21 protein-coding genes are annotated in these 25698 nt (G+C 56.4%); 18 read left to right on the top strand and 3 right to left on the bottom strand.

Features of this window, described 5'->3' with window-relative positions; genetic code table 11:
- The 16 genes from pbpC (at position 1) to ACWKXT_RS12655 (ending at position 19377) form a co-directional block, all read left to right on the top strand.
- Positions 1-2328, top strand: a complete 2328-nt coding sequence (gene pbpC, locus ACWKXT_RS12730) for a peptidoglycan glycosyltransferase PbpC (RefSeq protein ID WP_454532581.1) — start codon at positions 1-3, stop codon at positions 2326-2328.
- Between the two features lie 88 nt (positions 2329-2416).
- Positions 2417-4795: a DMSO/selenate family reductase complex A subunit gene (locus ACWKXT_RS12725; protein WP_454532580.1), complete on the top strand. Its 2379-nt coding sequence runs from the start codon at positions 2417-2419 to the stop codon at positions 4793-4795.
- Positions 4792-5421 (top strand): DMSO/selenate family reductase complex B subunit, encoded by a 630-nt coding sequence (locus tag ACWKXT_RS12720; RefSeq protein WP_454529293.1) that lies wholly within the window; start codon positions 4792-4794, stop codon positions 5419-5421. Before ACWKXT_RS12725 ends, ACWKXT_RS12720 begins: the two co-directional genes overlap by 4 nt.
- A complete protein-coding gene (locus ACWKXT_RS12715) occupies positions 5414-6193 on the top strand; it encodes a dimethyl sulfoxide reductase anchor subunit family protein (protein WP_454529292.1) in 780 nt (259 codons plus the stop codon). Before ACWKXT_RS12720 ends, ACWKXT_RS12715 begins: the two co-directional genes overlap by 8 nt.
- The gene (locus tag ACWKXT_RS12710) at positions 6193-7068 is read left to right on the top strand and encodes a 4Fe-4S binding protein (RefSeq protein ID WP_454532579.1); all 876 of its coding nucleotides are present in this window, start codon (positions 6193-6195) and stop codon (positions 7066-7068) included. Before ACWKXT_RS12715 ends, ACWKXT_RS12710 begins: the two co-directional genes overlap by 1 nt.
- A 122-nt stretch (positions 7069-7190) precedes the next feature.
- Positions 7191-7622: a nucleoside-diphosphate kinase gene (gene ndk / locus ACWKXT_RS12705; protein ID WP_003860625.1), complete on the top strand. Its 432-nt coding sequence runs from the start codon at positions 7191-7193 to the stop codon at positions 7620-7622.
- Positions 7623-7791: 169 nt separating this feature from the next.
- On the top strand, positions 7792-8958 hold the full coding sequence (locus ACWKXT_RS12700) for a bifunctional tRNA (adenosine(37)-C2)-methyltransferase TrmG/ribosomal RNA large subunit methyltransferase RlmN (RefSeq protein WP_454529290.1): 1167 nt from the start codon (positions 7792-7794) through the stop codon (positions 8956-8958).
- Positions 8959-9250: 292 nt separating this feature from the next.
- On the top strand, positions 9251-10258 hold the full coding sequence (rodZ, locus tag ACWKXT_RS12695; RefSeq protein WP_454532578.1) for a cytoskeleton protein RodZ: 1008 nt from the start codon (positions 9251-9253) through the stop codon (positions 10256-10258).
- A gap of 26 nt (positions 10259-10284) precedes the next feature.
- On the top strand, positions 10285-11403 hold the full coding sequence (gene ispG / locus ACWKXT_RS12690) for a flavodoxin-dependent (E)-4-hydroxy-3-methylbut-2-enyl-diphosphate synthase (RefSeq protein ID WP_454532577.1): 1119 nt from the start codon (positions 10285-10287) through the stop codon (positions 11401-11403).
- A gap of 80 nt (positions 11404-11483) precedes the next feature.
- Positions 11484-12758, top strand: coding sequence for a histidine--tRNA ligase (gene hisS / locus ACWKXT_RS12685; RefSeq protein ID WP_454532576.1), 1275 nt, complete (start codon positions 11484-11486; stop codon positions 12756-12758).
- 13 nt (positions 12759-12771) lie between these two features.
- Positions 12772-13392 (top strand): YfgM family protein, encoded by a 621-nt coding sequence (locus tag ACWKXT_RS12680; RefSeq protein WP_080328423.1) that lies wholly within the window; start codon positions 12772-12774, stop codon positions 13390-13392.
- Between the two features lie 10 nt (positions 13393-13402).
- Positions 13403-14581, top strand: a complete 1179-nt coding sequence (gene bamB, locus ACWKXT_RS12675) for an outer membrane protein assembly factor BamB (protein WP_454532575.1) — start codon at positions 13403-13405, stop codon at positions 14579-14581.
- Between the two features lie 112 nt (positions 14582-14693).
- Positions 14694-16169, top strand: coding sequence for a ribosome biogenesis GTPase Der (der, locus tag ACWKXT_RS12670; RefSeq protein WP_045399786.1), 1476 nt, complete (start codon positions 14694-14696; stop codon positions 16167-16169).
- Positions 16170-16467: 298 nt separating this feature from the next.
- Positions 16468-18012 carry a peptide MFS transporter gene (locus tag ACWKXT_RS12665; protein ID WP_454532574.1) on the top strand — a complete coding sequence of 515 codons (1545 nt, stop codon included), beginning with the start codon at positions 16468-16470 and terminating at the stop codon, positions 18010-18012.
- A gap of 58 nt (positions 18013-18070) precedes the next feature.
- Positions 18071-19105: an oxidoreductase gene (locus tag ACWKXT_RS12660; RefSeq protein WP_454532573.1), complete on the top strand. Its 1035-nt coding sequence runs from the start codon at positions 18071-18073 to the stop codon at positions 19103-19105.
- A 50-nt stretch (positions 19106-19155) separates the two neighbouring features.
- Positions 19156-19377, top strand: a complete 222-nt coding sequence (locus ACWKXT_RS12655; protein ID WP_126544256.1) for a zinc ribbon domain-containing protein — start codon at positions 19156-19158, stop codon at positions 19375-19377.
- On the opposite strand, the gene ACWKXT_RS12650 is transcribed toward ACWKXT_RS12655, so the two are convergent.
- Genes ACWKXT_RS12650 through xseA form a run of 3 tightly spaced genes read right to left on the bottom strand, consistent with a single transcriptional unit; the run spans position 19374 to position 22176 of the window.
- Positions 19374-19724, bottom strand: coding sequence for a protealysin inhibitor emfourin (locus ACWKXT_RS12650; RefSeq protein ID WP_024908659.1), 351 nt, complete (start codon positions 19722-19724; stop codon positions 19374-19376). The genes ACWKXT_RS12655 and ACWKXT_RS12650 overlap by 4 nt on opposite strands.
- Positions 19725-20744, bottom strand: coding sequence for a M4 family metallopeptidase (locus tag ACWKXT_RS12645; protein WP_454529284.1), 1020 nt, complete (start codon positions 20742-20744; stop codon positions 19725-19727).
- A gap of 58 nt (positions 20745-20802) precedes the next feature.
- A complete protein-coding gene (gene xseA / locus ACWKXT_RS12640; protein WP_454532572.1) occupies positions 20803-22176 on the bottom strand; it encodes an exodeoxyribonuclease VII large subunit in 1374 nt (457 codons plus the stop codon).
- A 158-nt stretch (positions 22177-22334) separates the two neighbouring features.
- Between xseA and guaB the strand changes: the two genes are divergently transcribed.
- Positions 22335-23801 (top strand): IMP dehydrogenase, encoded by a 1467-nt coding sequence (gene guaB, locus ACWKXT_RS12635; protein ID WP_153656521.1) that lies wholly within the window; start codon positions 22335-22337, stop codon positions 23799-23801.
- A 67-nt stretch (positions 23802-23868) separates the two neighbouring features.
- On the top strand, positions 23869-25446 hold the full coding sequence (guaA, locus tag ACWKXT_RS12630; protein ID WP_028014050.1) for a glutamine-hydrolyzing GMP synthase: 1578 nt from the start codon (positions 23869-23871) through the stop codon (positions 25444-25446).
- Positions 25447-25698 lie beyond the last annotated feature (252 nt).

The raw sequence follows: 25698 nt of genomic DNA, 5'->3' as shown, positions 1-25698 counted from the left end.
ATGCGAATGGCACGTCTGACACGCTCCCGCTGGCTTTGGCTGGCGGGAGCGCTTCTCGTTTTATGGGGGCTGATTGTCGTCGCCGACCGCCTGTGGCCGTTGCCTCTGAAAGAGGTTAACCCCGCACGAGTCGTGGTGGACGAGAAGGGCGCGCCGCTCTGGCGTTTTGCCGACAGCGAAGGTATCTGGCGCTACCCGGTGACCATTGAAGAGGTTTCTCCCCTTTATCTTGAGGCTTTGATCCAGTACGAAGATCGCTGGTTCTGGGATCATCCTGGCGTAAACCCGCTCTCTGTCCTGCGCGCTGCCTGGCAGGATCTCAGCTCCGGAAGAGTGGTTTCGGGAGGAAGTACGCTTACCATGCAGGTGGCGCGCCTGCTGGATCCGCACCCGCGCACCTTTGGCGGCAAAATTCGCCAGCTCTGGCGGGCGATGCAGCTTGAGTGGCACCTCTCTAAGCGCGACATTCTTACACTCTATCTCAACCGCGCCCCGTTTGGCGGTACGCTGCAGGGCGTGGGGGCGGCAAGCTGGACTTACCTTGGGAAACCCCCTTCACAGCTCAGCTATTCCGACGCGGCGCTGCTGGCCGTGCTGCCGCAGGCGCCAAGCCGTCTGCGCCCGGACCGCTGGCCGGAGCGGGCCGAAGCGGCACGCAACAAAGTGCTCGACCGCATGATGACCCAGGGTGTCTGGTCAGCAAAGCAGGTGAAGGAGTCCCGTGAAGAGCCGGTATGGCTGGCTCCCCGGCAGATGCCACAGCTGGCGCCGCTCTTTGCGCGCATGATGCTTGGCAAAAGCCGCGATACGAAAATTGTCACCACGCTGGATGCCGGATTGCAGCGGCAGATGGAAGAGCTGGCGTTGAACTGGAAATCCCGCCTGCCTGCGCGCAGTTCGCTGGCGATGATCGTCGTCGATCATACCGACATGAAAGTACGCGGCTGGGTAGGTTCGGTAGATATTAACGATGACAGTCGTTTTAGCCATGTGGATATGGTCAATGCGATCCGATCTCCGGGATCGGTATTAAAGCCCTTTATCTACGGCATGGCGCTGGACGATGGCCTGATCCACCCTGCCTCGCTGCTTCAGGACGTCCCCAGAAAAACCGGTGATTATCGTCCGGGAAATTTTGACAGCGGGTTCCACGGGCCGGTCAGCATGAGTGAAGCACTGGTGCGCTCTCTCAACCTGCCAGCGGTACAGGTGCTGGAAGCCTACGGACCAAAACGTTTTGCGGGGATGCTGAGCAACGCCGGGCTGCCGCTGATCCTGCCTGCGGGCGCGCAGCCCAATCTCTCCCTGATCCTCGGAGGCGCAGGCGCGCGGCTGGCGGATATCGCCGCTGCCTACAGCGCTTTTGCCCGACACGGTAAGGCGGGAAGATTACGTTTACAGCCTGGCGACCCGCTGACTGAACGTCCGCTGTTATCGCCAGGCTCGGCGTGGATTATTCGCCGTATTCTGGCGAATGAGGCACAGCCGCTGCCGGACAGCGCGCTGCCGCAAATTGCGCCGCTGGCGTGGAAAACGGGAACCAGCTACGGCTACCGGGATGCCTGGGCCATCGGTCTGAATGCCCGTTACGTGATTGGCATCTGGACCGGACGGCCGGACGGCACGCCCGTAGCGGGGCAATTTGGTTTTGCTAGTGCGGTTCCGCTTCTGAATCAGGTTAATAACCTGCTTCAGTCACGTTCTACGTTAGACGAAGCCCGTCTGCCGCGCGATCCGCGCCCGGAAAGTGTCGGGCGGGGCGTCATCTGCTGGCCGGGTGGGCAGTCGCTGCCGGAAGGTAGTGAAAACTGTCGACGCCGCCTCTCGACCTGGCTGCTGGAAGGGAGTGAGCCGCCCACGCTGCTATTGCCGGAACAGGAAGGCATTCGCGGCATTCGTTTCCCGATCTGGGTGGATAAAGAAGGCAAACGCGTTGCGGCAGATTGCCCTAACGCAAAAGAGAACGTTCTGGATGTCTGGCCGCTGCCGCTGGAGCCGTGGCTGCCCGCAGCGGAAAAAAGGGCGGCGCGTCTCCCTGCGAGATCAACGGTCTGTCCACCGCTGGATAATAATAATGTGGCACCGCTTATGATTTCGGGTATCAGAGAGGGGGCTGTTATTAAGCGACTCCCTGGGGAAGGCAATGTGACGCTTTCTGTTATTACGACAGGAGGAGAAGGTGGGCGCTGGTGGTTTTTAAATGGAGAGCCGTTAGAAGGCCGGAATTATAATTATTCATTAAAATTATATTCACCAGGTGAATACCAATTGCTTGTAATGGATGAAACAGGCCAGACGGCGACGGTAAATTTTGAATTAGACCGTTAAGTATTACCCTTAAAGAGTTAGCTTGATAATTATCAATATTCGTTCCTGAAAAAAAACGAGAATGCGTTTTTATTTGAAGGAACGAGCAATGAAGAAAAATAAAAATCAGGGAGAGGGGCTTATTCCCGCGCTATCCCGGCGTCATTTTATTCAGGCAGGGTCGGCGCTCGCCGCCCTTCCTTTTTTCGCGACAACCGGTAAAGCACAGGCAAAGAGTGCGGCGGCAACACACGCGACGCCTGAAGAAAAGGTGGTGCAAACCTGTAGTACGTTTGACTGCGGCGGTAAGTGTGATATTCGTGCTCATGTCAGTGAGGGCGTTGTCACCCGAATTTCAACGCGTCCGGATAATGCGTTGGATCCGCAAATGCCGGTTATGCGCGCCTGCGTGCGTGGCCGGGCTTACCGGAAATTTGTTTATCATCCCGATCGGCTTAAATATCCAATGAAACGCGTAGGAAAACGTGGCGAAGGAAAATTCGAGCGTATTACCTGGGATGAAGCCACCACGCTTATTGCGAACCAATTAATAACGATTACGCAAAAATACGGCGCGGCTTCGCGCTATGTTCATGTGGGTACGGCGGTTTCTGGCGGGACATTTTCCGGCGATAAGATGGTCCGTCGTCTGCTCAATTTAACCGGCGGCTACCTCGAAAGCTATCATTCGGTGAGTATGGGCAACACGGCGGCGGCAACGCCATATACCTATGGTACCGCCGCCAGTGGCAGCTCTCTGGATACGCTGCTGGATACAAAGCTTGTCATCCTCTGGGGGCATAACCCGACGGAAACGATCTTTGGTCACAGCAACTACTTCTTCCAGAAGATGAAGCAAAACGGCACCCGCTTTATCGTTGTCGATCCACGCTATTCAGACACGGTTTCATCCCTGGCCGATCAGTGGATCCCGCTGCTTCCTACAACGGACAACGCCCTGATGGACGCCATGATGTATGTGATCGTCACGGAGAACCTGCACGATCGCGACTTTATTGAGCGCTATACCCTGGGCTTTGACGAAGCATCCATGCCGGAAGGCGTTCCGGCCAATGAATCCCTGATGGCATACCTGAACGGCGCAAAAGATGGCGTGGCGAAAACGCCAGAGTGGGCTGAGAAAATCACCCACGTTCCTGCGCAGACCATTCGTCAGCTGGCGCGCGACTACGCATCTACCAAACCCGCCGCGCTGATCCAGGGCTGGGGGCCGCAGCGCCATAACTGCGGCGAGCGCACCGCGCGCGGCTCGACGTTGTTGGCCACGTTAACGGGGAATGTCGGGGTGAAAGGCGGTTGGGCAGCAGGCTATGGCGGCTGCGCAAACCGCAAATTTGCGGCCGGGCCAGAGATGCCGGATAACCCGGTAAAAGCCAAAATTTCGGTGATGAACTGGGTACAGGCCGCCGACGATGCCTCTAAGGTCACGCCAGTAGACGGCCTGAAAGATGCGGATAAGCTCGATAGCAATATCCGCATCCTGTTCTCGCTGGCGGGCAATTATCTGGCTAACCAGAACCCGGATCTACATCAGGCGACGCGCGTGCTGGAAGACGAGTCGAAAATCGAGTTTATCGTCGCAAGCGACCTGTTCATGACGCCGAGCGCCAGATACGCCGATCTTCTCCTGCCGGAAACCAGCTTTATGGAACGCTGGAATATCGGCGAAACCTGGGGCACGGCAAGCTATCTGATCCTGTCCGAAAAGCTAATTGAACCTGAATTCGAGCGCCGTTCGGATTACGACTGGCTGCGTGAGGTTGCCGCGAAGCTCGGCATTGAGCCAGCGTTCAGCGAGGGCCGTGATGAAAAAGCGTGGATTGAGCACATCTGGGAACAGACGCGGCTGTCCATGCCGGAGGAGAATCTGCCGGACTTCGCGACGCTACAGAAGACGCGTCAGCACCTTTTCAAAAGCGCGCCGTTCGTCGCTTTCGAGGACAATATCCGCGATCCGCAAAATCATCCGTTCCCGACGCCGTCCGGGAAAATCGAGATCTTCTCGAAGCGTCTGTACGACATGCAGCACCCGGAAATTCCGGCGCTGTCGCACTACGTGCCTGCCCATGAGGGGCCGGAAGACGAACTGGCGAAAACCTTCCCGCTTCAGCTGATCACCTGGAAAGGGAAAAACCGCGCTAACTCTACCCAGTATGCCAACCCGTGGCTGATTGAAGCTCAGCAGCAAAAGCTGTGGATTAACCCGCAGGACGCGCAAAAGCGCGGCATTGCGCAGGGAGATACCGTGCGTATCCATAACGCGCGCGGCATCTGTGAGATCCCGGCGGAGGTCACGCCGCGCATCATTCCGGGCGTGGTTGCCATGCAGGCAGGCGCCTGGTGGCAGCCGGACGAGCAGGGTATCGATAAAGGCGGCTGCGCGAATGTGCTCAGCTCAGCCCGCATTACCGCGCTTGCGAAAGGGAATTCTCATCAAACCATGCTGGTGGAGGTAGCGAAAGCATGAGTCAGTTTAAACACTACGCGCCGGTGAGCGATAAACAGCTGGGTTTCTACATCGACTCTTCCCGCTGCTCGGGCTGCAAGGCCTGCCAGGTGGCGTGCAAAGATAAAAATAATCTTGAGGTCGGACGTCGTTTCCGACGCGTGTACGAAGTCAACGGCGGGAATTTCATCCCAACCGGGCAGGGCGGCGTCAGCAACAACGTTTTTGCCTACACACTCTCCATTTCCTGTAACCACTGTGCGGACCCCATTTGCACCAAAAACTGCCCGACCACCGCAATGCACAAGCGTCCGGGCGACGGCATCGTACGTGTTGATACGGATAAATGCGTTGGCTGCGGCTACTGTGCGTGGTCATGCCCTTACGGCGCGCCACAGCTCAACGAGCTGACCGGGCAGATGTCCAAGTGCGATTTTTGCGTGGATTTGCAGGCGAAGGGCGAGCAGCCTGTCTGCGTGGCAACTTGTCCCCTTGAAGCGATTAAATTCGGGCCGATTGATGAACTCCGGGCGAAATACGGTGCGGTCTGTGACGTGAAGGGTTTGCCGGATTCCTCGATTACAAAACCGAACCTGGTGATCAAAGCGCATCAGGGCGCAGAGAAAGAGGGGAAACGTCATGCATGAGTTACCGCTGCTGATTTTTACGCTGTTCCTGCAAGGATCGGTTGGCGTTACGCTGTGGCTGGCGTTCGGAAGCACGCAACGCAGCGCGCTGCTGCCGGCTGCCGGGGCGTTTGTGCTGGCGAGCCTGGGGCTGCTAGCCTCAGCGCTGCATATGGGGTATCCGCTCAATGCCCTGAACGCGCTACGCCACGTCTCCAGCTCCTGGCTGAGCCGTGAAATCGTCTTTGCCAGCCTCTACCTGGCGGCGCTGGGCCTCGCGACGCTGCTGATGTTTGCCAAAAAGCCAGGCTGGAAGATGCTGTTAGCTGTGGCGGGTCTGGTCGGTCTGGTAGACGTGTTCTGCATGGCGCAGATCTACATGCATACGTCCGTAGCGACCTGGCAGCATATTAACACGCTGGTACTGTTTATCGGCTCGGTAGGGATTATTGGTTCAGCCTGCATGGCCGTTGGGATGCAATCCAAAACTACTTTGCGCGCGGCGGTGGTCATTATCACGCTGCTGGTGCTTGTGCGTCTGGTGATGCAGCCCGTCTGGCTGGCAGACATGAATGCCATGGACAACACCGCAGTGACGTTCCCTCACGCTCCGCTACAGATGCTGGAGCAACTGCGCATGGTAAATCTACTGAGCTGGTGCGTTTCCGTTGCGGGCATGCTCTGCTTTGCTGCTGGTGGCCTGAAAGCAGTGCGCGGCACGCTTCTGCTGGGTAGCGCCTTGCTGATCGCGGGCGAGCTGATGCTGCGCTTCGTTTTCTTCAGTATTGGCTGATGGGCGGATTACCGTTTGCCCCGGTGATGGACGTGACGCATGCGTGCGTCCGTCGCCGTTTTCGCCGCGCCTCCTGTTGCGCCTGTGCGGACGTTTGTCCTGCGCAGGCGTTTTCTTTTACGGAGACCGACGTCTCGGTTGATGAAAATCGCTGTATTGAATGCGGTGACTGTCTGTTTGTCTGCCCGACCGGTGCCATTACTGGCATCGCACCGCGAAAACGCTTTCTGCGTGGAGATACCCTTGTTGGGCCTTTTACAGAACGTGCGCCCACGGTAAATGAGCTGCTGCTGTGGCACGCGCAACACCAGGTTCGTTTTATCAGTATCGACGCAGATCAGTATCCTGACTGGTTGCTGGCGCTTGCCCGGCTTAATCTTGCGCTCCGTCGACGTGGTGAGGTGGAGTGGGGGTTTAAGCTCATACCGATCAACGAGGTGAATGTTGCTCGTCGCGCGCTTATGCACGTTCCCCACGAGGATGTGAAAACCTGTCGCGTTTCCCCGGGGCCGCGTGAGCTGCGCATGGCATTCTTAACGTTTAGCGAGTCAGATATCGCTCTCGACGTCGATCGGTGCGTGCTGTGCGGCGCGTGCTGGCGAAGCTGCACGGAAAACGCGATTCGTTTTGAGAACGCCGCGCTGGTGGTGGACACCGGGCGCTGTACCGGCTGCGGTGGCTGTGAAGCGGTATGTCAGCATGAAGCGATAAAAGTGTCAGAAGCAGACGGACCAGCGAAAATCGTGGCTACACCGGCATATGAAGCAGTTTGCCTGACGTGTCACCGCCATTTCTGGTCATTCAGGTCTGATGAAAAGCAATGTCCGCTCTGTTTACACCATCACTTCGGTATGCGAAATTCGGCCTGTTGCTAATCTTCGTCTCATTTTAAAAAAATGTTATGCAGAACCATAGGCAATGGCGCTATTGCTCTTTATAATCCGCGCCACACCATACTCAGGTATGCAAAACAACAGAACATTTTTCAGAGGTTATCATGGCTATTGAACGTACTTTTTCCATCATCAAACCAAACGCGGTGGCAAAAAACGTTATTGGCAGCATCTTCGCTCGCTTTGAATCAGCAGGGTTTAAGATCGTTGGCACCAAAATGCTGCACCTGACCGTTGAGCAGGCTCGCGGTTTCTACGCTGAGCACGAAGGCCGTCCATTCTTTGACGGTCTGGTTGAATTCATGACCTCCGGTCCGATCGTGGTTTCCGTACTGGAAGGCGAAAACGCGGTACAGCGTCACCGCGATCTGCTGGGTGCAACCAACCCGGACAACGCGCTGGCAGGTACTCTGCGCGCTGACTACGCGGACAGCTTCACCGAGAACGGCACCCACGGTTCCGACTCCGTTGAATCTGCTGCCCGCGAGATCGCGTTCTTCTTCGCTGAAGGCGAAGTGTGTCCACGTACCCGTTAATTTAACGGTTTCGTTTACACATTATTTTCGTAAATGCCACGTCCAGACGTGGCATCCCTGCGCCAGACTTTGTACAATGCAACGCCCCGGACGAGCAGACTGCTTTCCGGGGCGTTTCTATTCAACCCTCCATGGGCCACAACGTGTAACAACGAGGCCGGAAAAAATTATGTCTGAACTAGTGAATACCTCCGAAGTCGCCATTCCTGCGGTTCCCAATAAAAATGGAAAAATTAACCTGCTGGACCTGAACCGTCAGCAGATGCGCGAGTTCTTTAAAGAGATGGGTGAGAAGCCGTTTCGTGCCGATCAGGTAATGAAATGGATGTACCACTACTGCAGCGACAACTTTGATGAGATGACCGACATCAACAAAGTGCTGCGCAACAAGCTCAAAGAAGTGGCTGAAATCCGCGCGCCGGAAGTCGTGGAAGAGCAGCGCTCGGCAGACGGCACTATCAAATGGGCGATTGCGGTAGGCGATCAGCGCGTTGAAACCGTCTACATCCCGGAAGAAGATCGCGCCACGCTGTGCGTCTCCTCTCAGGTTGGCTGTGCTCTGGAGTGCAAATTCTGCTCTACGGCTCAGCAAGGGTTTAACCGTAACCTGCGCGTATCTGAAATTATCGGCCAGGTCTGGCGCGCCGCGAAAATCGTGGGTGCGGCAAAAGTCACCGGAACGCGTCCTATCACCAACGTGGTGATGATGGGCATGGGCGAGCCGCTGCTGAACCTGACCAACGTGGTGCCGGCGATGGAAATCATGCTGGATGACTTCGGTTTTGGCCTGTCCAAGCGTCGCGTGACGCTGTCTACCTCAGGCGTTGTGCCTGCGCTGGATAAGCTGGGCGACATGATTGACGTTGCGCTGGCCATCTCCCTGCACGCACCAAACGATGAAATTCGTGACGAAATTGTACCGATCAACAAAAAGTACAATATCGAAACCTTCCTCGCTGCCGTGCGTCGTTATCTTGAGAAATCCAACGCGAACCAGGGCCGCGTCACTATCGAATACGTGATGCTTGACCACGTTAACGATGGTACTGAGCATGCGCATCAGCTGGCTGAACTGCTGAAAGATACGCCATGCAAAATCAACCTGATCCCATGGAACCCGTTCCCGGGCGCGCCGTATGGCCGCAGCTCGAACAGCCGTATCGACCGTTTCTCCAAGGTACTTATGGAGTACGGTTTCACCACGATTGTGCGTAAAACCCGCGGTGATGATATTGATGCTGCATGCGGACAGCTGGCTGGTGACGTCATCGACCGTACCAAACGTACCCTGCGTAAACGCATGCAGGGCGAGACCATTGCGGTTAAAGCTGTTTGATTATTATGCATCACGGCGCATTATCTACGCTGTGATGCATATTCTGACTGAATAATCAGTCAGATTCGTGATGTTTGATTAATAATTACGGTGCGTTTCATATGAGTTTCGGGCAGTATGTAACGACGTAACAACAGTTTAGCCAGGCGGGCAGAGCTGCACTGTCATCTACCGGCTGACAGTCTTATACTGTCTGTTTAAGGTTAACTGACCAGAAGTTTCGCGGTGCGGGTGGCATTGTGACTCACCGGCACCTGAACCCTTATTTTTCACGTACCAGTAGTTGTAGCGAATGAATACTGAAGCCACTCACGACCAACATGAAGCACTCTCCACTGGCGTTCGTCTTCGCAACGCCCGTGAACAACTCGGACTTAGCCAGCAAGCCGTTGCGGAACGCTTGTGCCTGAAGGTTTCCACGGTTCGCGATATTGAAGAAGATAAGGCGCCTGCCGATCTGGCTTCAACCTTCCTGCGCGGCTATATCCGCTCTTATGCAAAACTGGTGCACATCCCTGAAGACGAATTACTGCCGATGATGGAGAAGCAGGCACCTGTTCGTGCAGCCAAAGTTGCGCCGATGCAGACCTTCTCCCTGGGAAAACGTCGTAAAAAACGTGATGGCTGGCTGATGAGCTTTACCTGGCTGGTACTGTTTGTTGTTGTCGGCCTGACCGGCGCATGGTGGTGGCAAAACCACAAGGCGCAGCAGGAAGAGATCACCACCATGGCCGATCAATCCTCCGCTGAACTCAATCAGGCTGGAAATGGTGGCGCACAGAGCGTGCCGCTGAATACTGACGGTGCAGATACCTCAAGCGAACCGCAGACTGCGGCTCCGGCATCCGATGCGGCGCAGGCTCCGGCAGCTACGGCGAACACCGCTGCATCTCAGGCTCAGGATCAAAACGCGGTTGTTGCGCCTTCTCAGGCAAACGTGGATACCGCAACGAACGCGCCTGCGGCCACTCAGCCTGCGGATAACACCGCAGCGTCTTTGCCGACCGACCCGGCGGCCACCGCTGCACCTGCAGCCGATCCTAACGCGCTGGTGATGAACTTTACTGCCGACTGCTGGCTGGAAGTCACTGACGCGACAGGCAAAAAACTGTTCAGCGGTCTGCAGCGGAAAGATGGCACGTTAAACCTAACGGGTCAGGCACCTTACAAACTTAAAATCGGCGCTCCGGCAGCGGTACAGATTCAGTATCAAGGAAAACCTGTCGACCTGAGCCGCTTTATCAGAACTAACCAGGTTGCACGTCTTACCGTTAATGCCGAACAATCAGCAGCACAGTAACAGACGGGCAACGCGGGAGATTTTTCATGCATAACCAGGCTCCGATTCAACGTAGAAAATCGAAACGGATTTACGTTGGGAATGTGCCAGTCGGCGATGGGGCACCTATCGCCGTTCAGTCGATGACCAACACGCGCACCACCGATGTGGAAGCGACGGTCAAGCAAATCAAAGCATTAGAACGTGTAGGCGCGGACATTGTTCGCGTCTCCGTGCCTACCATGGATGCCGCTGAGGCGTTCAAGCTGATCAAACAGCAGGTCAGCGTTCCGCTGGTTGCAGATATCCACTTCGACTACCGTATCGCGCTGAAAGTGGCCGAATACGGTGTTGATTGTCTGCGTATTAACCCGGGCAACATTGGTAACGAAGAGCGTATCCGCATGGTGGTGGACTGCGCACGTGACAAAAATATTCCTATCCGTATTGGCGTGAATGCCGGTTCCCTGGAAAAAGACCTGCAGGAAAAATACGGCGAGCCTACGCCGCAGGCGCTGCTCGAATCCGCGATGCGTCATGTCGATCATCTCGATCGTCTTAACTTTGATCAGTTTAAAGTCAGCGTAAAAGCGTCCGACGTGTTCCTTGCCGTAGAATCTTACCGCCTGCTGGCAAAAGAGATCGACCAGCCTCTGCACCTCGGGATCACCGAAGCGGGCGGCCTGCGCAGCGGCTCTGTAAAATCTGCGATCGGTCTGGGGCTGCTGCTCTCTGAAGGGATCGGTGACACCCTGCGCGTCTCGCTGGCGGCGGATCCGGTAGAAGAGATCAAGGTCGGTTTCGATATCCTGAAATCATTGCGTATCCGCTCGCGTGGGATCAACTTCATTGCCTGCCCAACCTGTTCGCGTCAGGAGTTTGATGTGATCGGTACGGTCAATGCCCTGGAGCAGCGTCTGGAAGACATCATCACTCCGATGGATGTTTCCATCATCGGCTGCGTGGTGAACGGTCCGGGTGAAGCGCTGGTGTCAACCCTGGGCGTCACCGGCGGTAACAAGAAAAGTGGTCTCTATGAAGATGGCGTTCGCAAAGATCGTCTGGATAATAGCGACATGATTGACCAGCTTGAAGCCCGCATCCGCGCCAAAGCCGCCATGATGGACGAGACACAGCGCATCAACGTTCAGCAGGTTGAAAAATAACGTGATGGGAAGCGTGCCGCTTCCCATGTATGATTGAACCCATTCTTTGGGTTTTTTTTGTATATAGAAAGAGAATAAACGTGGCAAAAAACATTCAAGCCATCCGCGGCATGAACGATTACCTGCCTGGCGAAACCGCCATCTGGCAGCGCATTGAAGGCACACTGAAGCAGGTGCTCGGCAGCTACGGTTACAGCGAAATCCGTTTGCCGATTGTAGAGCAGACCCCGTTATTCAAACGCGCGATCGGCGAAGTGACCGACGTGGTTGAAAAAGAGATGTATACCTTTGAGGACCGCAACGGCGACAGCCTGACCCTGCGTCCGGAAGGTACGGCGGGCTGTGTACGCGCCGGCATCGAACATGGTCTTCTGTACAATCAGGAGCAGCGCCTGTGGTATATCGGCCCGATGTTCCGCCACGAACGTCCGCAGAAAGGTCGTTATCGCCAGTTCAACCAGCTGGGCGTGGAAGTTTTTGGTCTGCAAGGGCCAGACATCGACGCCGAACTGATTATGCTGACGGCCCGCTGGTGGCGCGCCCTCGGCATCTCTGAGCATGTTTCGCTGGAGCTGAACTCAATCGGTTCTCTGGAAGCACGCGCGAACTATCGCGATGCGCTGGTGGCGTTCCTGGAACAGCATAAAGAGAAGCTCGACGAAGACTGCAAGCGCCGCATGTACAGCAACCCGCTGCGCGTGCTTGATTCCAAAAATCCTGACGTGCAGGCGCTGTTAAATGATGCCCCTGCGCTGGGTGACTACCTGGACGACGATTCTCGCGAACACTTCGCGGGTCTGTGCAAGCTGCTTGAAGCGGCAGGCATCGCCTACACCGTGAACCAGCGTCTGGTGCGCGGTCTGGACTATTACAACCGCACCGTGTTTGAGTGGGTGACCACCAGCCTCGGCTCGCAGGGCACCGTGTGTGCTGGCGGTCGTTATGACGGTCTGGTTGAGCAACTTGGCGGTCGTGCAGCACCTGCTGTTGGCTTCGCGATGGGTCTTGAGCGACTTGTTTTGCTGGTTCAGGCAGTTAATCCGGAATTTAAAGCAGATTCCGTTGTCGATATATACCTGGTGGCTTCAGGCGCGGAAACGCAGTCTGCGGCGATGCAGCTTGCCGAACGTGTGCGCGATGCGCTGCCGGGCGTTAAGCTGATGACCAACCATGGCGGCGGCAACTTCAAAAAACAGTTTGCTCGTGCCGATAAGTGGGGCGCAAATATCGCACTGGTGCTGGGTGAGTCCGAAGTGGCTAACGGCGAAGTTGTGGTGAAAGATCTGCGCTCTGGTGAGCAAACAACGGTAACGCAGGACGGCGTTGCGGCGCACTTGCGCACTCTATTGGGCTAAGGAGAAAGACGGCGTGGAAATGTACGAGAACGAACACGATCAGGTCGACGCGATTAAACGCTTCTTTGCTGAAAACGGCAAAGCGCTGGTTGTTGGGGTTATTTTAGGTGTGGGTGCGCTGGTGGGCTGGCGTTACTGGAACAACCATCAGGCGGATTCCGCGCGCGGCGCGTCCCTGTCCTATGAAAATACCGTTAGCGCGATTCGTGCCGACCAGCCGCAAACGCTGGCTGCGGCAGAGAAATTTGCGGCTGACAACAAAAACACCTACGGTGCACTGGCTGCGCTGGAAGTGGCTCAGCAGTACGTTGATAAAAACGAACTGGATAAAGCCGTTGCTCAGCTCTCTCAGGGCCTTGCTGCCGCAAGCGATGAAAACCTGAAAGCGGTGATCAATCTGCGCCTGGCACGTATTCAGGTTCAGCAGAAAAAAGCGGATGACGCGCTGAAAACGCTCGATACCATCAAAGGTGAAGGTTTTGCGGCCATCGTCGCCGATTTGCGCGGTGAAGCACTGCTGAGCAAAGGTGATAAAGCGGGCGCGCGTAAAGCGTGGCAAGCTGGCGTAGAGAGCAAAGCTTCACCTGCGCTGAGCGAAATGATGCAGATGAAAATAAATAATTTGTCCGTCTGAGAGGGACCCGATGCAATTGCGTAAATTACTTCTGCCAGGACTGCTTTCTGTTACGTTATTGAGTGGTTGTTCACTGTTCAGTGGCGAAGAAGACGTTGTGAAAATGTCCCCACTGCCGACGGTTGAAAACCAGTTTACCCCTTCCACCGCGTGGGATGTCTCCGTGGGCAGTGGGATTGGTGATTTCTATTCCAACCTTCATCCGGCGTATGCAGACAGCGTTGTCTATGCCGCTGACCGCAAAGGTACCGTGAAAGCGGTGAACGCCGATGACGGGAAAGAAGTCTGGTCCGTTAACCTGGCGGAAAAAGACGGCTGGTTCTCACGTAAACCTGCACTGCTGTCTGGCGGTTTGACCGTTTCTGGTGGTCACGTCTACGTGGGCAGCGAAAAAGCGCAGGTATATGCGCTGAACAGCAGCGACGGTTCCATTGCCTGGCAAACAACTGTGGCCGGTGAGTCTCTGTCTCGCCCGGTCGTAAGCGACGGCCTGGTGTTGATTCATACCAGCAACGGCCAGCTGCAGGCGCTGAACGAAGCGGACGGTCTGGTGAAATGGACCGTGAACCTGGATATGCCTGCACTCTCCCTGCGCGGTGAATCCGCACCTGCGACCGCATTTGGTGCTGCCATTGTCGGCGGTGACAACGGTCGCGTGAGCGCCGTGCTGATGCAGCAGGGCCAGATGATCTGGCAGCAGCGTATCTCTCAGGCTACTGGCTCCACGGAAATTGACCGTCTGAGCGACGTGGATACGACCCCGGTCATCGTTGACGGTGTGGTTTACGCGCTGGCGTATAACGGCAACCTGACCGCGCTGGATCTGCGCAGCGGCCAGATCATGTGGAAACGTGAGCTGGGCTCTGTAAATGACTTCATCGTCGACGGTAACCGCATCTATATGGTGGATCAGAACGACCGCCTGCTGGCGCTGAGCACCGAAGGTGGCGTGACGCTGTGGACGCAAAGCGATCTGCTGCACCGTCTGCTGACCGCACCGGTGCTGTATAACGGTAGCCTGGTGGTTGGCGACAGCGAAGGGTATATGCACTGGATCGATCCGGATAACGGCCGCTTTGTTGCACAGCAAAAAGTCGACAGCTCTGGTTTCCTGACCGACCCGGTTGTGGCTGACGGCAAACTGCTGATTCAGGCAAAAGACGGCACGCTGTACGCGATCACGCGTTAATTACCCGGCGGTTGTAGTATACTAAACGGCTCCTGTTCACTCAGGAGCCGTTTTGACATTTTTAAAAACGCCGCGAAAGCGACGTTTATTTGAATTTTATGAGGCTTCAAACATGGTACCTGTGGTCGCGCTTGTCGGGCGCCCTAACGTTGGAAAATCCACTCTTTTTAACCGTTTAACACGCACCCGTGATGCGCTGGTTGCGGATTTCCCGGGGCTGACGCGTGACCGTAAGTACGGTCGTGCAGAGGTGGAAGGACGCGAGTTCATCTGTATCGATACTGGCGGTATTGACGGCACAGAAGACGGCGTAGAAACCCGCATGGCGGAACAGTCGCTGCTGGCGATTGAAGAAGCGGACGTCGTGCTGTTCATGGTGGATGCGCGCGCTGGCCTGATGCCGGCGGACTCCGCAATCGCTAAACACCTGCGTTCACGCGAAAAGCCAACGTTCCTGGTGGCGAACAAAACTGACGGTATCGATGCCGATCAGGCCGTCGCGGATTTCTGGTCTCTGGGCCTCGGTGAAATCTACCCGATTGCGGCATCACATGGCCGCGGCGTGACCAGCCTGCTGGAAACCGTTCTGCTGCCGTGGGTTGATGAAGTGAACCCGCCGGAAGAAGTAGACGAAGACGCTGAATACTGGGCGCAGTTTGAAGATGGTGAAGAGGGCGAAGAAGAAGAGCCTGAAGACGACTTCAACCCGCAGGATCTGCCGATCAAGCTGGCCATCGTGGGTCGTCCAAACGTAGGTAAGTCTACGCTTACTAACCGTATTCTGGGTGAAGAGCGTGTGGTCGTTTACGACATGCCGGGCACCACCCGTGACAGCATCTACATCCCAATGCAGCGCGATGAGCGTGAGTATGTTCTCATTGACACCGCCGGGGTGCGTAAGCGCGGGAAAATCACCGATGTGGTGGAAAAATTCTCCGTTATCAAAACCCTGCAGGCGATTGAAGATGCCAACGTGGTGCTGCTGGTCATTGATGCGCGTGAAGGCATTTCCGATCAGGACCTCTCTCTGCTCGGCTTTATCCTCAATAGTGGGCGCTCACTGGTCATCGTGGTCAACAAATGGGATGGCCTGAGCAATGAGGTGCGTGAGCAGGTGAAAGAGACCCTCGACTTCCGCCTGGGCTTTATCGATTTCGCCCGCGTGCACTTTATCTCTGCACTGCACGGCAGCGGCGTCGGTAACCTGTTTGAATCCGTGCGCGAAGCATATGACAGCTCCACCCGTCGTCAGAGCACCGCCATGCTGACCCGCATCATGAATATGGCTGCGGAAGACCACCAGCCGCCGCTGGTGCGCGGTCGTCGCGTGAAGCTGAAATATGCCCACGCCGGTGGCTATAACCCGCCAATCGTGGTGATTCACGGCAACCAGGTGAAAGACCTGCCGGATTCCTACAAGCGGTATCTGATGAACTACTTCCGTAAATCACTGGACGTGATGGGCACGCCTATCCGTATCCAGTTTAAGGAAGGTGAAAACCCGTTTGCCAACAAGCGCAACACCCTGACGCCAAACCAGATGCGTAAGCGTAAGCGTTTGATTAAGCACATTAAGAAAAGCAAATAAGCTTTACCTGTTTCACGTAAGCCCGCGTTTATCGCGGGCTTTTTTTGCCTGGTCATACCGCCGGTTCTCTCTGTGTGATGTCAATCACTATTCACTTTCAACCACGTTTAAATCTAAGAAAGTAGACAATCGTCGAATTTTCATCTTAAAGTCCGTGGTCCGGTACTAGACAAAACTAGCGACTGGTTATCAAATGGTTAACTAACTTTTCGCCGCAAGTAAAAAATCGGTCAGATACGTAACTGGCCGGCGTACTTGCTGGTGTTTACAAGCACGACACATACCTTTCGGGAGAATTATGCAATCCTCTGTTAATCAAAAAGAGAGCCGAACCTTCTTCGGCCACCCTTATCCGCTCGGCTCGCTGTTCTTTACCGAGATGTGGGAGCGTTTCTCGTTCTACGGCATCCGTCCGCTGCTGATCCTGTTTATGGCCGCCACCGTCTATGACGGCGGGATGGGCCTGGCGCGCGAAAACGCCTCGGCGATTGTCGGTATCTTTGCTGGCACTATGTACCTGGCCGCGCTGCCGGGAGGCTGGCTGGCCGATAACTGGCTCGGCCAGCAGAGAGCGGTCTGGTACGGTTCGATCCTGATTGCGCTCGGTCACCTTTCGATCGCGCTGTCGGCCATCATGGGCAATAACCTGTTCTTTATCGGCCTGATGTTCATCGTGCTTGGTTCTGGTCTGTTCAAAACCTGTATCTCGGTGATGGTCGGCACCCTGTATAAAAAAGGCGACGCGCGTCGTGACGGCGGTTTCTCTCTGTTCTACATGGGTATCAACATAGGCTCGTTCATCGCCCCGCTGATTTCCGGCTGGCTGATTAAAACCCACGGCTGGCACTGGGGCTTTGGTATTGGCGGCATCGGGATGCTGGTGGCGCTGATTATCTTCCGCGTATTTGCCGTTCCGGCGATGAAGCGCTACGACAGCGAAGTCGGCCTCGATTCAACCTGGAACAGCCCGGTGGTGAAGCGCAACGGCGTGGGCGTCTGGCTGCTGGCGCTGGCGGCAGGCGTGGCAACGATCGTGACGCTGATCGCGCAGGGCGTAATTGTCATTAACCCGGTCGCGGTAGCCAGCGTACTGGTGTATGTGATTGCGGCCTCTGTTGCCCTCTACTTCATATACCTGTTCATCTTCGCGGGCCTGAACCGGAAAGAGCGCGCAAGGCTGCTGGTCTGCTTTATTCTGCTGGTCTCCGCCGCGTTCTTCTGGTCCGCGTTTGAGCAGAAGCCAACCTCGTTCAATCTGTTTGCCAACGACTACACTAACCGCATGATCGGTGATTTCGAGATCCCGGCGGTGTGGTTCCAGTCAATCAACGCCTTGTTCATCATCCTGCTGGCCCCGGTGTTCAGCTGGGCATGGCCGAAGCTGGCGAGCATGAACATTCGCCCGAGCAGCATCACCAAATTTGTCATCGGCATTCTGTGCGCGGCCGCGGGCTTTGGCCTGATGATGCTGGCAGCGCAGAACGTGCTGAGCAACGGTGGGGCGGGCGTGTCGCCGTTCTGGCTGGTGGGCAGTATCTTGATGCTGACGCTGGGTGAGCTGTGCCTGAGCCCGATCGGTCTGGCGACCATGACCCTGCTGGCACCGGAAAGAATGCGCGGCCAGATGATGGGGCTGTGGTTCTGCGCCAGCGCGCTGGGTAACCTGGCCGCGGGCCTGATTGGCGGCCACGTGAAGGCCGACCAGCTGGATATGCTGCCGGATCTCTTCGCGCGCTGCTCCATCGCGCTGCTGATTTGTGCTGCGGTACTGATCGTCCTCATTGTTCCGGTGCGCCGCATGTTGGAAAATGCACAAACTAAACCGGCAGCTAGCGCCTCATAAACCTCGAACTTGCCGGGGCGGCGTTATGCCCCGGCACTGTACTTCCTGAGGTGAAACCATGCAGTTAGGATTTATTGGTCTTGGCGCGGTAGTGGAAACAGCCTATCTGCCCGCATTGCGTAACCTGTTTGAATGCCCGGTTCGTTGTTTCGGGTTTGATGTTCTCCCCACAAAGCACCCAGAAGGCGTTACGCGCTGCGCCTCGCTTGCGGCGCTTTTAGCCACCCCGCTGGATACCCTGTTCATCACCACCGCATCACTTCACCATCTTGTGGTGCTTGAGCAGGCGATTGCCTCGCCGGTTCCGCGGATTGTGATTGAAAAACCGATCGTCGCCACGCTTCCACAAATCGAAAAGCTCAACATGCTGCTGGCAAACTCCGACGTCGCCTCCCGTGTGCTGGCGCTCGACCACTGGATGGCGCGCATCGAAACGGTGAAACAGTCGCTGGTCGGCCATTTTTCTGACATCGCCAGAATCGAGGGCTTTTTGCAGGAGCCGAGCGGATATAACGCCGCAGGGGAACCCATCGCGCTCAATTTCGCGACCGGAGAGCCGGATACGAGAACGCTTCGCCACCCTGATGGCGTGATTCTGGATATCGGTACGCACGTGCTGGCGATGCTGCGCGAAACGGTGCGCTATCTGGGCGGGAATGATGATATGACGTTGCAGGTCGTCACGGCTAAAGACCGTCTGGGCCGCGATATTGCAAAAGGCGATCTGACCACGGCGGAAGGCGAGGCGCATTTGCAGGGAAGCATCAGCGGCGTGCCGGTGGACATCTGGCTTAACAAATACGCGGGACCTGCGGGTGGGCAAAAGGGCTTACGCCTCTATTTGCGTGACGGGCGTATCGTCAGCCACGACCGACGCGGCGCAGAAGATGTGCTGGAGCTCATTGAGGGCAACGATATTCAGCGCTGGCATATTCCCGGTACGATCTACGAGCACTGTCTTGCAGAGCATATTCTGGGGGCAAAAAGTCTCTTTGAACGCGATCCGCACGAGGTGAGCCGCACGACGCGCCGCAGGATCGAGGAGGTGACGCTGCTGCTGACCTTGCAGCAACAGTTACGTGGCCCGCACTGAACGCGACGTGGTAAAATTATCGCAGACCTGAACGCTTTGAAGGAGTCACCATGACGATTACCTGCCCGGATTGCCAGGCGCCGCTGGAGCCCCTGAACGGGGTAGCGCACTGCGAAAACTGTAATAAAGATATTGCGCTCGAAGCCCGTTGCCCGGAGTGTCATCAGCCACTCCAGGTATTAAAAGCCTGCGGGGCGGTGGACTATTTCTGCCAGAACGGCCACGGTCTTATCTCTAAAAAACGCGTGGAGTTTGTTCGGGCCGAAGGTTAATCGCACACGCAGCCTTCGCCTTTTTTCCATAGCTCTACCAGCGACTCGGGCGCTTCCTGCTCGGGTACCAGCACGATGATATCGGCGTAGTGCGCCTGATTTTGGCCGGTCCAGATAATCTGGATGCGAAAATAGCGCTGGTCACCGCTACCGGGGGAAGAGGCTTGCCCGGGCGGCTGGCCGCGAGGGAAAGCCTGCTCCAGAATGCTCACCAGGCGCTGGCGCTGGGCCTCATTAAGCGAAGAGAGCGCGATGGTACGCTGGCCGCTCAGCTTAGGGATAAAAGCGACGCCGCCTTCCCGGGCCAGCTCAACCACGGCGTCATCCGTCAGTTCCGGAACCTGCATTTACAGCACTCCCACCTGTTCCCAGGCTTGTTTTATAGCCGCCCCAACGCCGCTGCCGGAGCGTTTCTCCCCGTGCGCGATCGTCAGTTTTGCGAAGGCATCAAAATCCGCATCCTGCGCCAGATTGCGATCGCAAACCGTGTCGTACCAGGCATAACCCGCTTTTTCCCAGGCGTAGCCGCCGATCGCCGTCGCAGCCAGATAAAATGCCCGGTTGGGGATGCCGGAGTTAAGATGCACGCCGCCGTTATCCTCACGCGTTTTAATGAAATCTTTCATGTGCGCAGGCTGCGGGTCTTTGCCGAGCAGCGGATCGTCATAGGCGGTGCCGGGTTCAGACATTGAGCGCAGCCCTTTGCCGTTGATCCCTTTCGCCAGCAGTCCTTCACCAATCAGCCAGTCTGCTTTATCGGCGGTTTGCTTCAGATGGTACTGTTTAACCAGCGAGCCAAACACGTCGGAAAGAGATTCGTTCAGCGCGCCCGACTGTTCAAAATAGATAAGCCCGGCTTCGGTCTCGGTCACGCCGTGGCTCAGCTCGTGCGCCACCACGTCGATGGCGATGGTAAAGCGGTTAAATATTTCCCCGTCACCGTCGCCGAATACCATCTGCTGACCGTTCCAGAAGGCGTTCTGATATTCCCGACCGTAATGCACGGTGCCGGTCAAAATAAGCCCTTTATTATCGAGCGAATCACGCTGATATTCTTTCCAGAAGAAATCATGAGTAATACCCAAATAATCGTAGGCTTCGTCCACCGCCACATCGCCGTTCGACGGCTGGCCTTCGTAACGCACCTGCGTACCCGGCAGCTCCTGGGTTTGCTTCGCGTCGTAAATATCGCGCTCCAGCTGTCCGGCTTTATTCACGTGGGGCGCGGCGGGTTTGCCGGGCATGTGGGCCATCAGCGTCTGGACGTGGGTTAAGGTCTGACGGGCGCAGCGCTGCTGCGGCTCGGAACCGCTTTCGATAATACGACGAAGAATATAAGGGGGAATAACGCTCTGAAGATGGGGCATGCTGCTCTCCTTATTAAAAAAGGGAATAGCAGCAGTATAGTAATTAACTGGCGAAGTATTATCCGGTTTTACGCTGACGCGTCTTTTTCACCGGTTTGATATCTTTCACTTCACTCTCCACCCAGCCGTCGGAGAGGCGGGTGGTAAGCACATCCCCGGCTTTCACCTGTTTGGTTTGCTTCAACACTTTGCCGTCCGTCGCCGTCGTCACGCTATAGCCGCGCGCCAGCGTGGAGAGGGGGCTGACCGCTTCAAGATGGGTCACCGCATTGCCAAAACGCTCGCGGGTGGTGCTCAGGCGCGCCCGGATTGTCTCCGCCAGACGATACTCCAGCTGCTGGATCCGCGTTTGCGCGCGATAAATTTTCGGCTGCGGGTTCTGCTGGTTCAGGCGCTGGGTCACGCGCTGCTGGCGCGATACCGCGCGCTTAAGCTGCGCGTCCACCGCAACGCTCATGCGCTGACGCAGGCGTTCCAGCACGGTCTGCTGACGCGCAAGGCGCAGCTGCGGATGCTGCTGCTGAAGGCGATGATGAAGCTGGGTGAAGCGGCGGGTACGGTTGGCAAGGAAGTAGTCCATCGCCATCTCAAGGCGCTGCTGGCCGTTCTGAATCTGACGCAGCAGCTCCAGCTGGTTGCGGCTGACCACTTCTGCCGCCGCGGACGGCGTAGGTGCACGCAGATCCGCGACAAAATCCGCGATCGTCACGTCCGTTTCGTGACCGACGGCGCTCACCACGGGGATCTGACTTGCAAAGATTGCCCGCGCTACCCGCTCGTCGTTAAAGCTCCATAAATCTTCCAGCGAGCCGCCGCCGCGCCCGACGATGAGCACGTCGCACTCCTGACGGGCGTTGGCCAGCTCAATGGCGCGCACAATCTGGCCTGGCGCATCGTCACCCTGAACGGCGGTCGGGTAGATGATGACGGGCAGGGAAGGGTCGCGACGCTTCAGTACGTGCAAAATATCGTGCAGGGCCGCACCGGTTTTCGAGGTAATGACCCCAACGCAGTGGGCGGGTGAGGGCAGCGGTTTTTTGAACTGCTGGTCGAACAGTCCCTCGGCAGAGAGCCTGGCTTTTAGCTGTTCATACTTCTGTTGCAGCAGGCCTTCGCCCGCAGGCTGCATGCTCTCAACGATGATCTGATAGTCGCCGCGCGGCTCATACAGGGTGATATTGGCGCGAACCAGAACCTGCTGGCCATGCTGAGGACGGAACGTCACGCGACGGTTGCTGTTGCGGAACATCGCGCAGCGCACCTGGGCGGTGTCGTCTTTTAAGGTAAAGTACCAGTGTCCGGAGGACGGCTGCGTGAAGTTAGAAATTTCGCCGCTGATCCAGACCTGCCCCATTTCCTGCTCAAGCAGCAAACGCACCGTCTGATTGAGGCGGCTGACAGTATAAATTGAGGGGGATTGAGAGGATAACATGTGAGCGGGATCAAATTCTAAATCAGCAAGTTATTCAGTCGATAGTAACCTGCTGAGAGGCAATCGCAAGCTTTTTTATAAAAAAGTGTAGATGCAATCGGTTACGCTCTGTATAATGCCACGGCAATATTTAACCACCCAGGTCAGAGATATTGCCCATGCTACGTATCGCTAAAGAAGCACTGACGTTTGACGACGTCCTCCTCGTTCCCGCTCATTCCACCGTTCTGCCGAATACTGCCGACCTCAGCACGCAGTTGACGAAAACCATTCGTCTGAACATTCCTATGCTCTCCGCGGCAATGGACACCGTGACGGAAGCGCGCCTGGCTATCGCCCTGGCACAGGAAGGCGGCATTGGCTTTATCCACAAAAACATGTCTATCGAGCGTCAGGCGGAAGAAGTTCGCCGCGTGAAGAAGCATGAATCCGGCATCGTGTCGGACCCACAGACCGTTCTGCCAACCACCACCCTGCACGAAGTGAAAGCCCTGACCGAGCGTAACGGCTTTGCTGGCTACCCGGTAGTGACTGAAGACAACGAACTGGTCGGCATCATCACCGGTCGTGACGTGCGTTTCGTGACTGACCTGAACCAGCCTGTCAGCGTCTACATGACGCCAAAAGAGCGTCTGGTGACGGTCCGCGAAGGTGAAACCCGCGACGTGGTGCTGGCGAAAATGCACGAAAAACGCGTTGAGAAAGCGCTGGTTGTGGATGCGAACTTCCACCTGCGCGGCATGATCACCGTTAAAGATTTCCAGAAAGCAGAACGTAAACCAAACGCCTGTAAAGACGAGCATGGCCGTCTGCGCGTTGGCGCTGCGGTTGGCGCAGGTGCCGGTAATGAAGAGCGCGTTGACGCGCTGGTTGCTGCGGGCGTTGACGTGCTGCTGATTGACTCCTCACACGGTCACTCCGAAGGCGTTCTGCAACGTATTCGCGACACCCGTGCGAAATACCCAGAGCTGCAGATCATTGGCGGCAACGTGGCCACTGGCGCAGGCGCTCGTGCCCTGGCTGACGCTGGCTGCAGCGCGGTGAAAGTGGGTATCGGCCCTGGCTCTATCTGTACCACCCGTATCGTGACCGGCGTGGGCGTGCCGCAGATCACCGCTGTTTCTGACGCGGTTGAAGCGCTGGAAGGCACCGGTATTCCGGTTATCGCTGACGGCGGTATCCGCTTCTCTGGTGACATCGCCAAAGCCATCGCCGCAGGCGCCGCTGCCGTGATGGTTGGCTCCATGCTGGCCGGTACCGAAGAATCCCCGGGTGAAATCGAACTCTACCAGGGCCGTTCTTACAAATCTTACCGCGGCATGGGCTCCCTGGGCGCGATGTCCAAAGGTTCCTCTGACCGTTACTTCCAGACCGATAACGCCGCAGACAAACTGGTACCGGAAGGTATCGAAGGTCGCGTTGCTTATAAAGGCCGTCTGAAAGAGATCATTCACCAGCAGATGGGCGGCCTGCGCTCCTGTATGGGTCTGACCGGCTGTGGTACCATTGACCTGCTGCGTACCAAAGCGGAATTCGTACGCATCAGCGGTGCGGGTATCCAGGAGAGCCACGTTCACGACGTGACGATCACCAAAGAGTCCCCGAACTACCGTCTGGGCTCCTGATAAGTTTCCGCGCCCGGCTTCTGCCGGGCGCTCTGTTTTTGTTTCACTTGCCTCGGAATTAGCGTCAATGACGGAAAACATTCATAAACATCGCATTCTCATCCTGGACTTTGGTTCTCAGTACACTCAACTGGTGGCGCGTCGCGTGCGTGAACTGGGCGTTTACTGTGAGCTGTGGGCGTGGGATGTCACGGAAGCACAGATTCGCGAATTCAATCCAAGCGGCATTATCCTCTCCGGCGGCCCGGAAAGTACCACCGAAGCGAACAGCCCGCGCGCACCGCAGTACGTGTTCGAAGCGGGTGTGCCGGTATTCGGCGTGTGCTACGGTATGCAGACCATGGCAATGCAGCTGGGCGGCCACGTAGAAGGCTCTAACGAGCGTGAGTTTGGCTACGCACAGGTAGAAGTGGTCACCGACAGCGCCCTGGTGCGCGGTATCGAAGACTCCCTGACCGCAGACGGCAAACCGCTGCTGGACGTGTGGATGAGCCACGGTGACAAAGTTACCGCCATCCCGTCTGACTTCGTGACCGTTGCCAGCACCGAAAGCTGCCCGTTCGCGATCATGGCGAACGAAGAAAAACGCTTCTACGGCGTGCAGTTCCACCCGGAAGTAACCCACACCCGTCAGGGTATGCGCATGCTGGAGCGCTTCGTGCGTGACATCTGCCAGTGTGAAGCCCTGTGGACTCCGGCAAAAATCATCGACGACGCCGTTGAGCGTATCCGTCAGCAGGTTGGCGATGACAAAGTGATCCTCGGCCTCTCCGGCGGCGTGGACTCCTCCGTGACCGCGATGCTGCTGCACCGCGCCATCGGCAAAAACCTGACCTGCGTCTTCGTGGATAACGGTCTGCTGCGTCTGAACGAAGCGAAGCAGGTCATGGACATGTTCGGCGACCACTTTGGTCTGAACATCGTTCACGTGGAAGGCGAGCAGCGCTTCCTGGACGCGCTGAAAGGCGAGAACGATCCGGAAGCCAAGCGTAAGATCATCGGCCGCGTGTTCGTTGAAGTGTTCGACGAAGAAGCGCTGAAGCTGGAAGACGTGAAGTGGCTGGCGCAGGGTACCATCTACCCTGACGTGATCGAATCCGCGGCCTCCGCGACCGGTAAAGCACACGTCATCAAATCTCACCACAACGTGGGCGGCCTGCCGAAAGAGATGAAGATGGGTCTGGTTGAACCGCTGCGCGAGTTGTTCAAAGATGAAGTGCGCAAGATTGGTCTGGAGCTGGGTCTGCCGTACGACATGCTCTACCGTCATCCGTTCCCGGGTCCGGGTCTGGGCGTGCGCGTGCTGGGCGAAGTGAAGAAAGAGTACTGCGACCTGCTGCGTCGCGCGGACGCTATCTTCATCGAAGAGCTGCACAAAGCTGACCTGTACAACAAAGTGAGCCAGGCGTTCACCGTGTTCCTGCCGGTTCGCTCCGTCGGCGTGATGGGCGATGGCCGTAAGTACGACTGGGTTGTTTCCCTGCGTGCGGTGGAAACCATCGACTTCATGACCGCGCACTGGGCGCACCTGCCGTATGACTTCTTAGGCCGCGTGTCTAACCGCATCATCAACGAAGTGAACGGTATTTCCCGCGTGGTGTATGACATCAGCGGTAAGCCACCGGCTACGATTGAGTGGGAATGATTTAACGTCTGGCAACAGCCTGCACGTAAAAGCAGTAAAGTACCTCTAAGCCCGCGTAACTGCGGGCTTTTTTGTTTTTGTGTCTGGCACTTTCTGGCAGCTGTTAGCAACGGGAAGCACGGTTTTTTCAATGGAATTTTTGATGGTACTCTCTGGTTTCGAATTCAGGTTTGAAAAAGTACCATGTGATAAATTTCGGTTGAGTTATGGTATTTATTTTTTATAACTCAATTAAAAACAGAGAGTTAAACA

The organism is Enterobacter sp. UPMP701, assembly GCF_053709515.1.
This window is presented reverse-complemented; position numbering and strand designations above follow the sequence as displayed.

Excerpts from the sequence above, each read along its gene's own strand:
- xseA (WP_454532572.1), bottom strand. The coding sequence starts at position 22,176 with ATGTTATCCTCTCAATCCCCCTCAATTTATACTGTCAGCCGCCTCAAT.
- ACWKXT_RS12650 (WP_024908659.1), bottom strand. The coding sequence starts at position 19,724 with ATGCAGGTTCCGGAACTGACGGATGACGCCGTGGTTGAGCTGGCCCGG.
- ACWKXT_RS12700 (WP_454529290.1), top strand. The coding sequence starts at position 7,792 with ATGTCTGAACTAGTGAATACCTCCGAAGTCGCCATTCCTGCGGTTCCC.
- guaA (WP_028014050.1), top strand. The coding sequence starts at position 23,869 with ATGACGGAAAACATTCATAAACATCGCATTCTCATCCTGGACTTTGGT.
- ACWKXT_RS12725 (WP_454532580.1), top strand. The coding sequence starts at position 2,417 with ATGAAGAAAAATAAAAATCAGGGAGAGGGGCTTATTCCCGCGCTATCC.
- ispG (WP_454532577.1), top strand. The coding sequence starts at position 10,285 with ATGCATAACCAGGCTCCGATTCAACGTAGAAAATCGAAACGGATTTAC.
- ACWKXT_RS12665 (WP_454532574.1), top strand. The coding sequence starts at position 16,468 with ATGCAATCCTCTGTTAATCAAAAAGAGAGCCGAACCTTCTTCGGCCAC.
- bamB (WP_454532575.1), top strand. The coding sequence starts at position 13,403 with ATGCAATTGCGTAAATTACTTCTGCCAGGACTGCTTTCTGTTACGTTA.
- ACWKXT_RS12710 (WP_454532579.1), top strand. The coding sequence starts at position 6,193 with ATGGGCGGATTACCGTTTGCCCCGGTGATGGACGTGACGCATGCGTGC.
- ACWKXT_RS12655 (WP_126544256.1), top strand. The coding sequence starts at position 19,156 with ATGACGATTACCTGCCCGGATTGCCAGGCGCCGCTGGAGCCCCTGAAC.
- pbpC (WP_454532581.1), top strand. The coding sequence starts at position 1 with ATGCGAATGGCACGTCTGACACGCTCCCGCTGGCTTTGGCTGGCGGGA.
- ACWKXT_RS12660 (WP_454532573.1), top strand. The coding sequence starts at position 18,071 with ATGCAGTTAGGATTTATTGGTCTTGGCGCGGTAGTGGAAACAGCCTAT.
- ACWKXT_RS12645 (WP_454529284.1), bottom strand. The coding sequence starts at position 20,744 with ATGCCCCATCTTCAGAGCGTTATTCCCCCTTATATTCTTCGTCGTATT.
- rodZ (WP_454532578.1), top strand. The coding sequence starts at position 9,251 with ATGAATACTGAAGCCACTCACGACCAACATGAAGCACTCTCCACTGGC.
- ndk (WP_003860625.1), top strand. The coding sequence starts at position 7,191 with ATGGCTATTGAACGTACTTTTTCCATCATCAAACCAAACGCGGTGGCA.
- guaB (WP_153656521.1), top strand. The coding sequence starts at position 22,335 with ATGCTACGTATCGCTAAAGAAGCACTGACGTTTGACGACGTCCTCCTC.
- ACWKXT_RS12715 (WP_454529292.1), top strand. The coding sequence starts at position 5,414 with ATGCATGAGTTACCGCTGCTGATTTTTACGCTGTTCCTGCAAGGATCG.
- ACWKXT_RS12720 (WP_454529293.1), top strand. The coding sequence starts at position 4,792 with ATGAGTCAGTTTAAACACTACGCGCCGGTGAGCGATAAACAGCTGGGT.
- der (WP_045399786.1), top strand. The coding sequence starts at position 14,694 with ATGGTACCTGTGGTCGCGCTTGTCGGGCGCCCTAACGTTGGAAAATCC.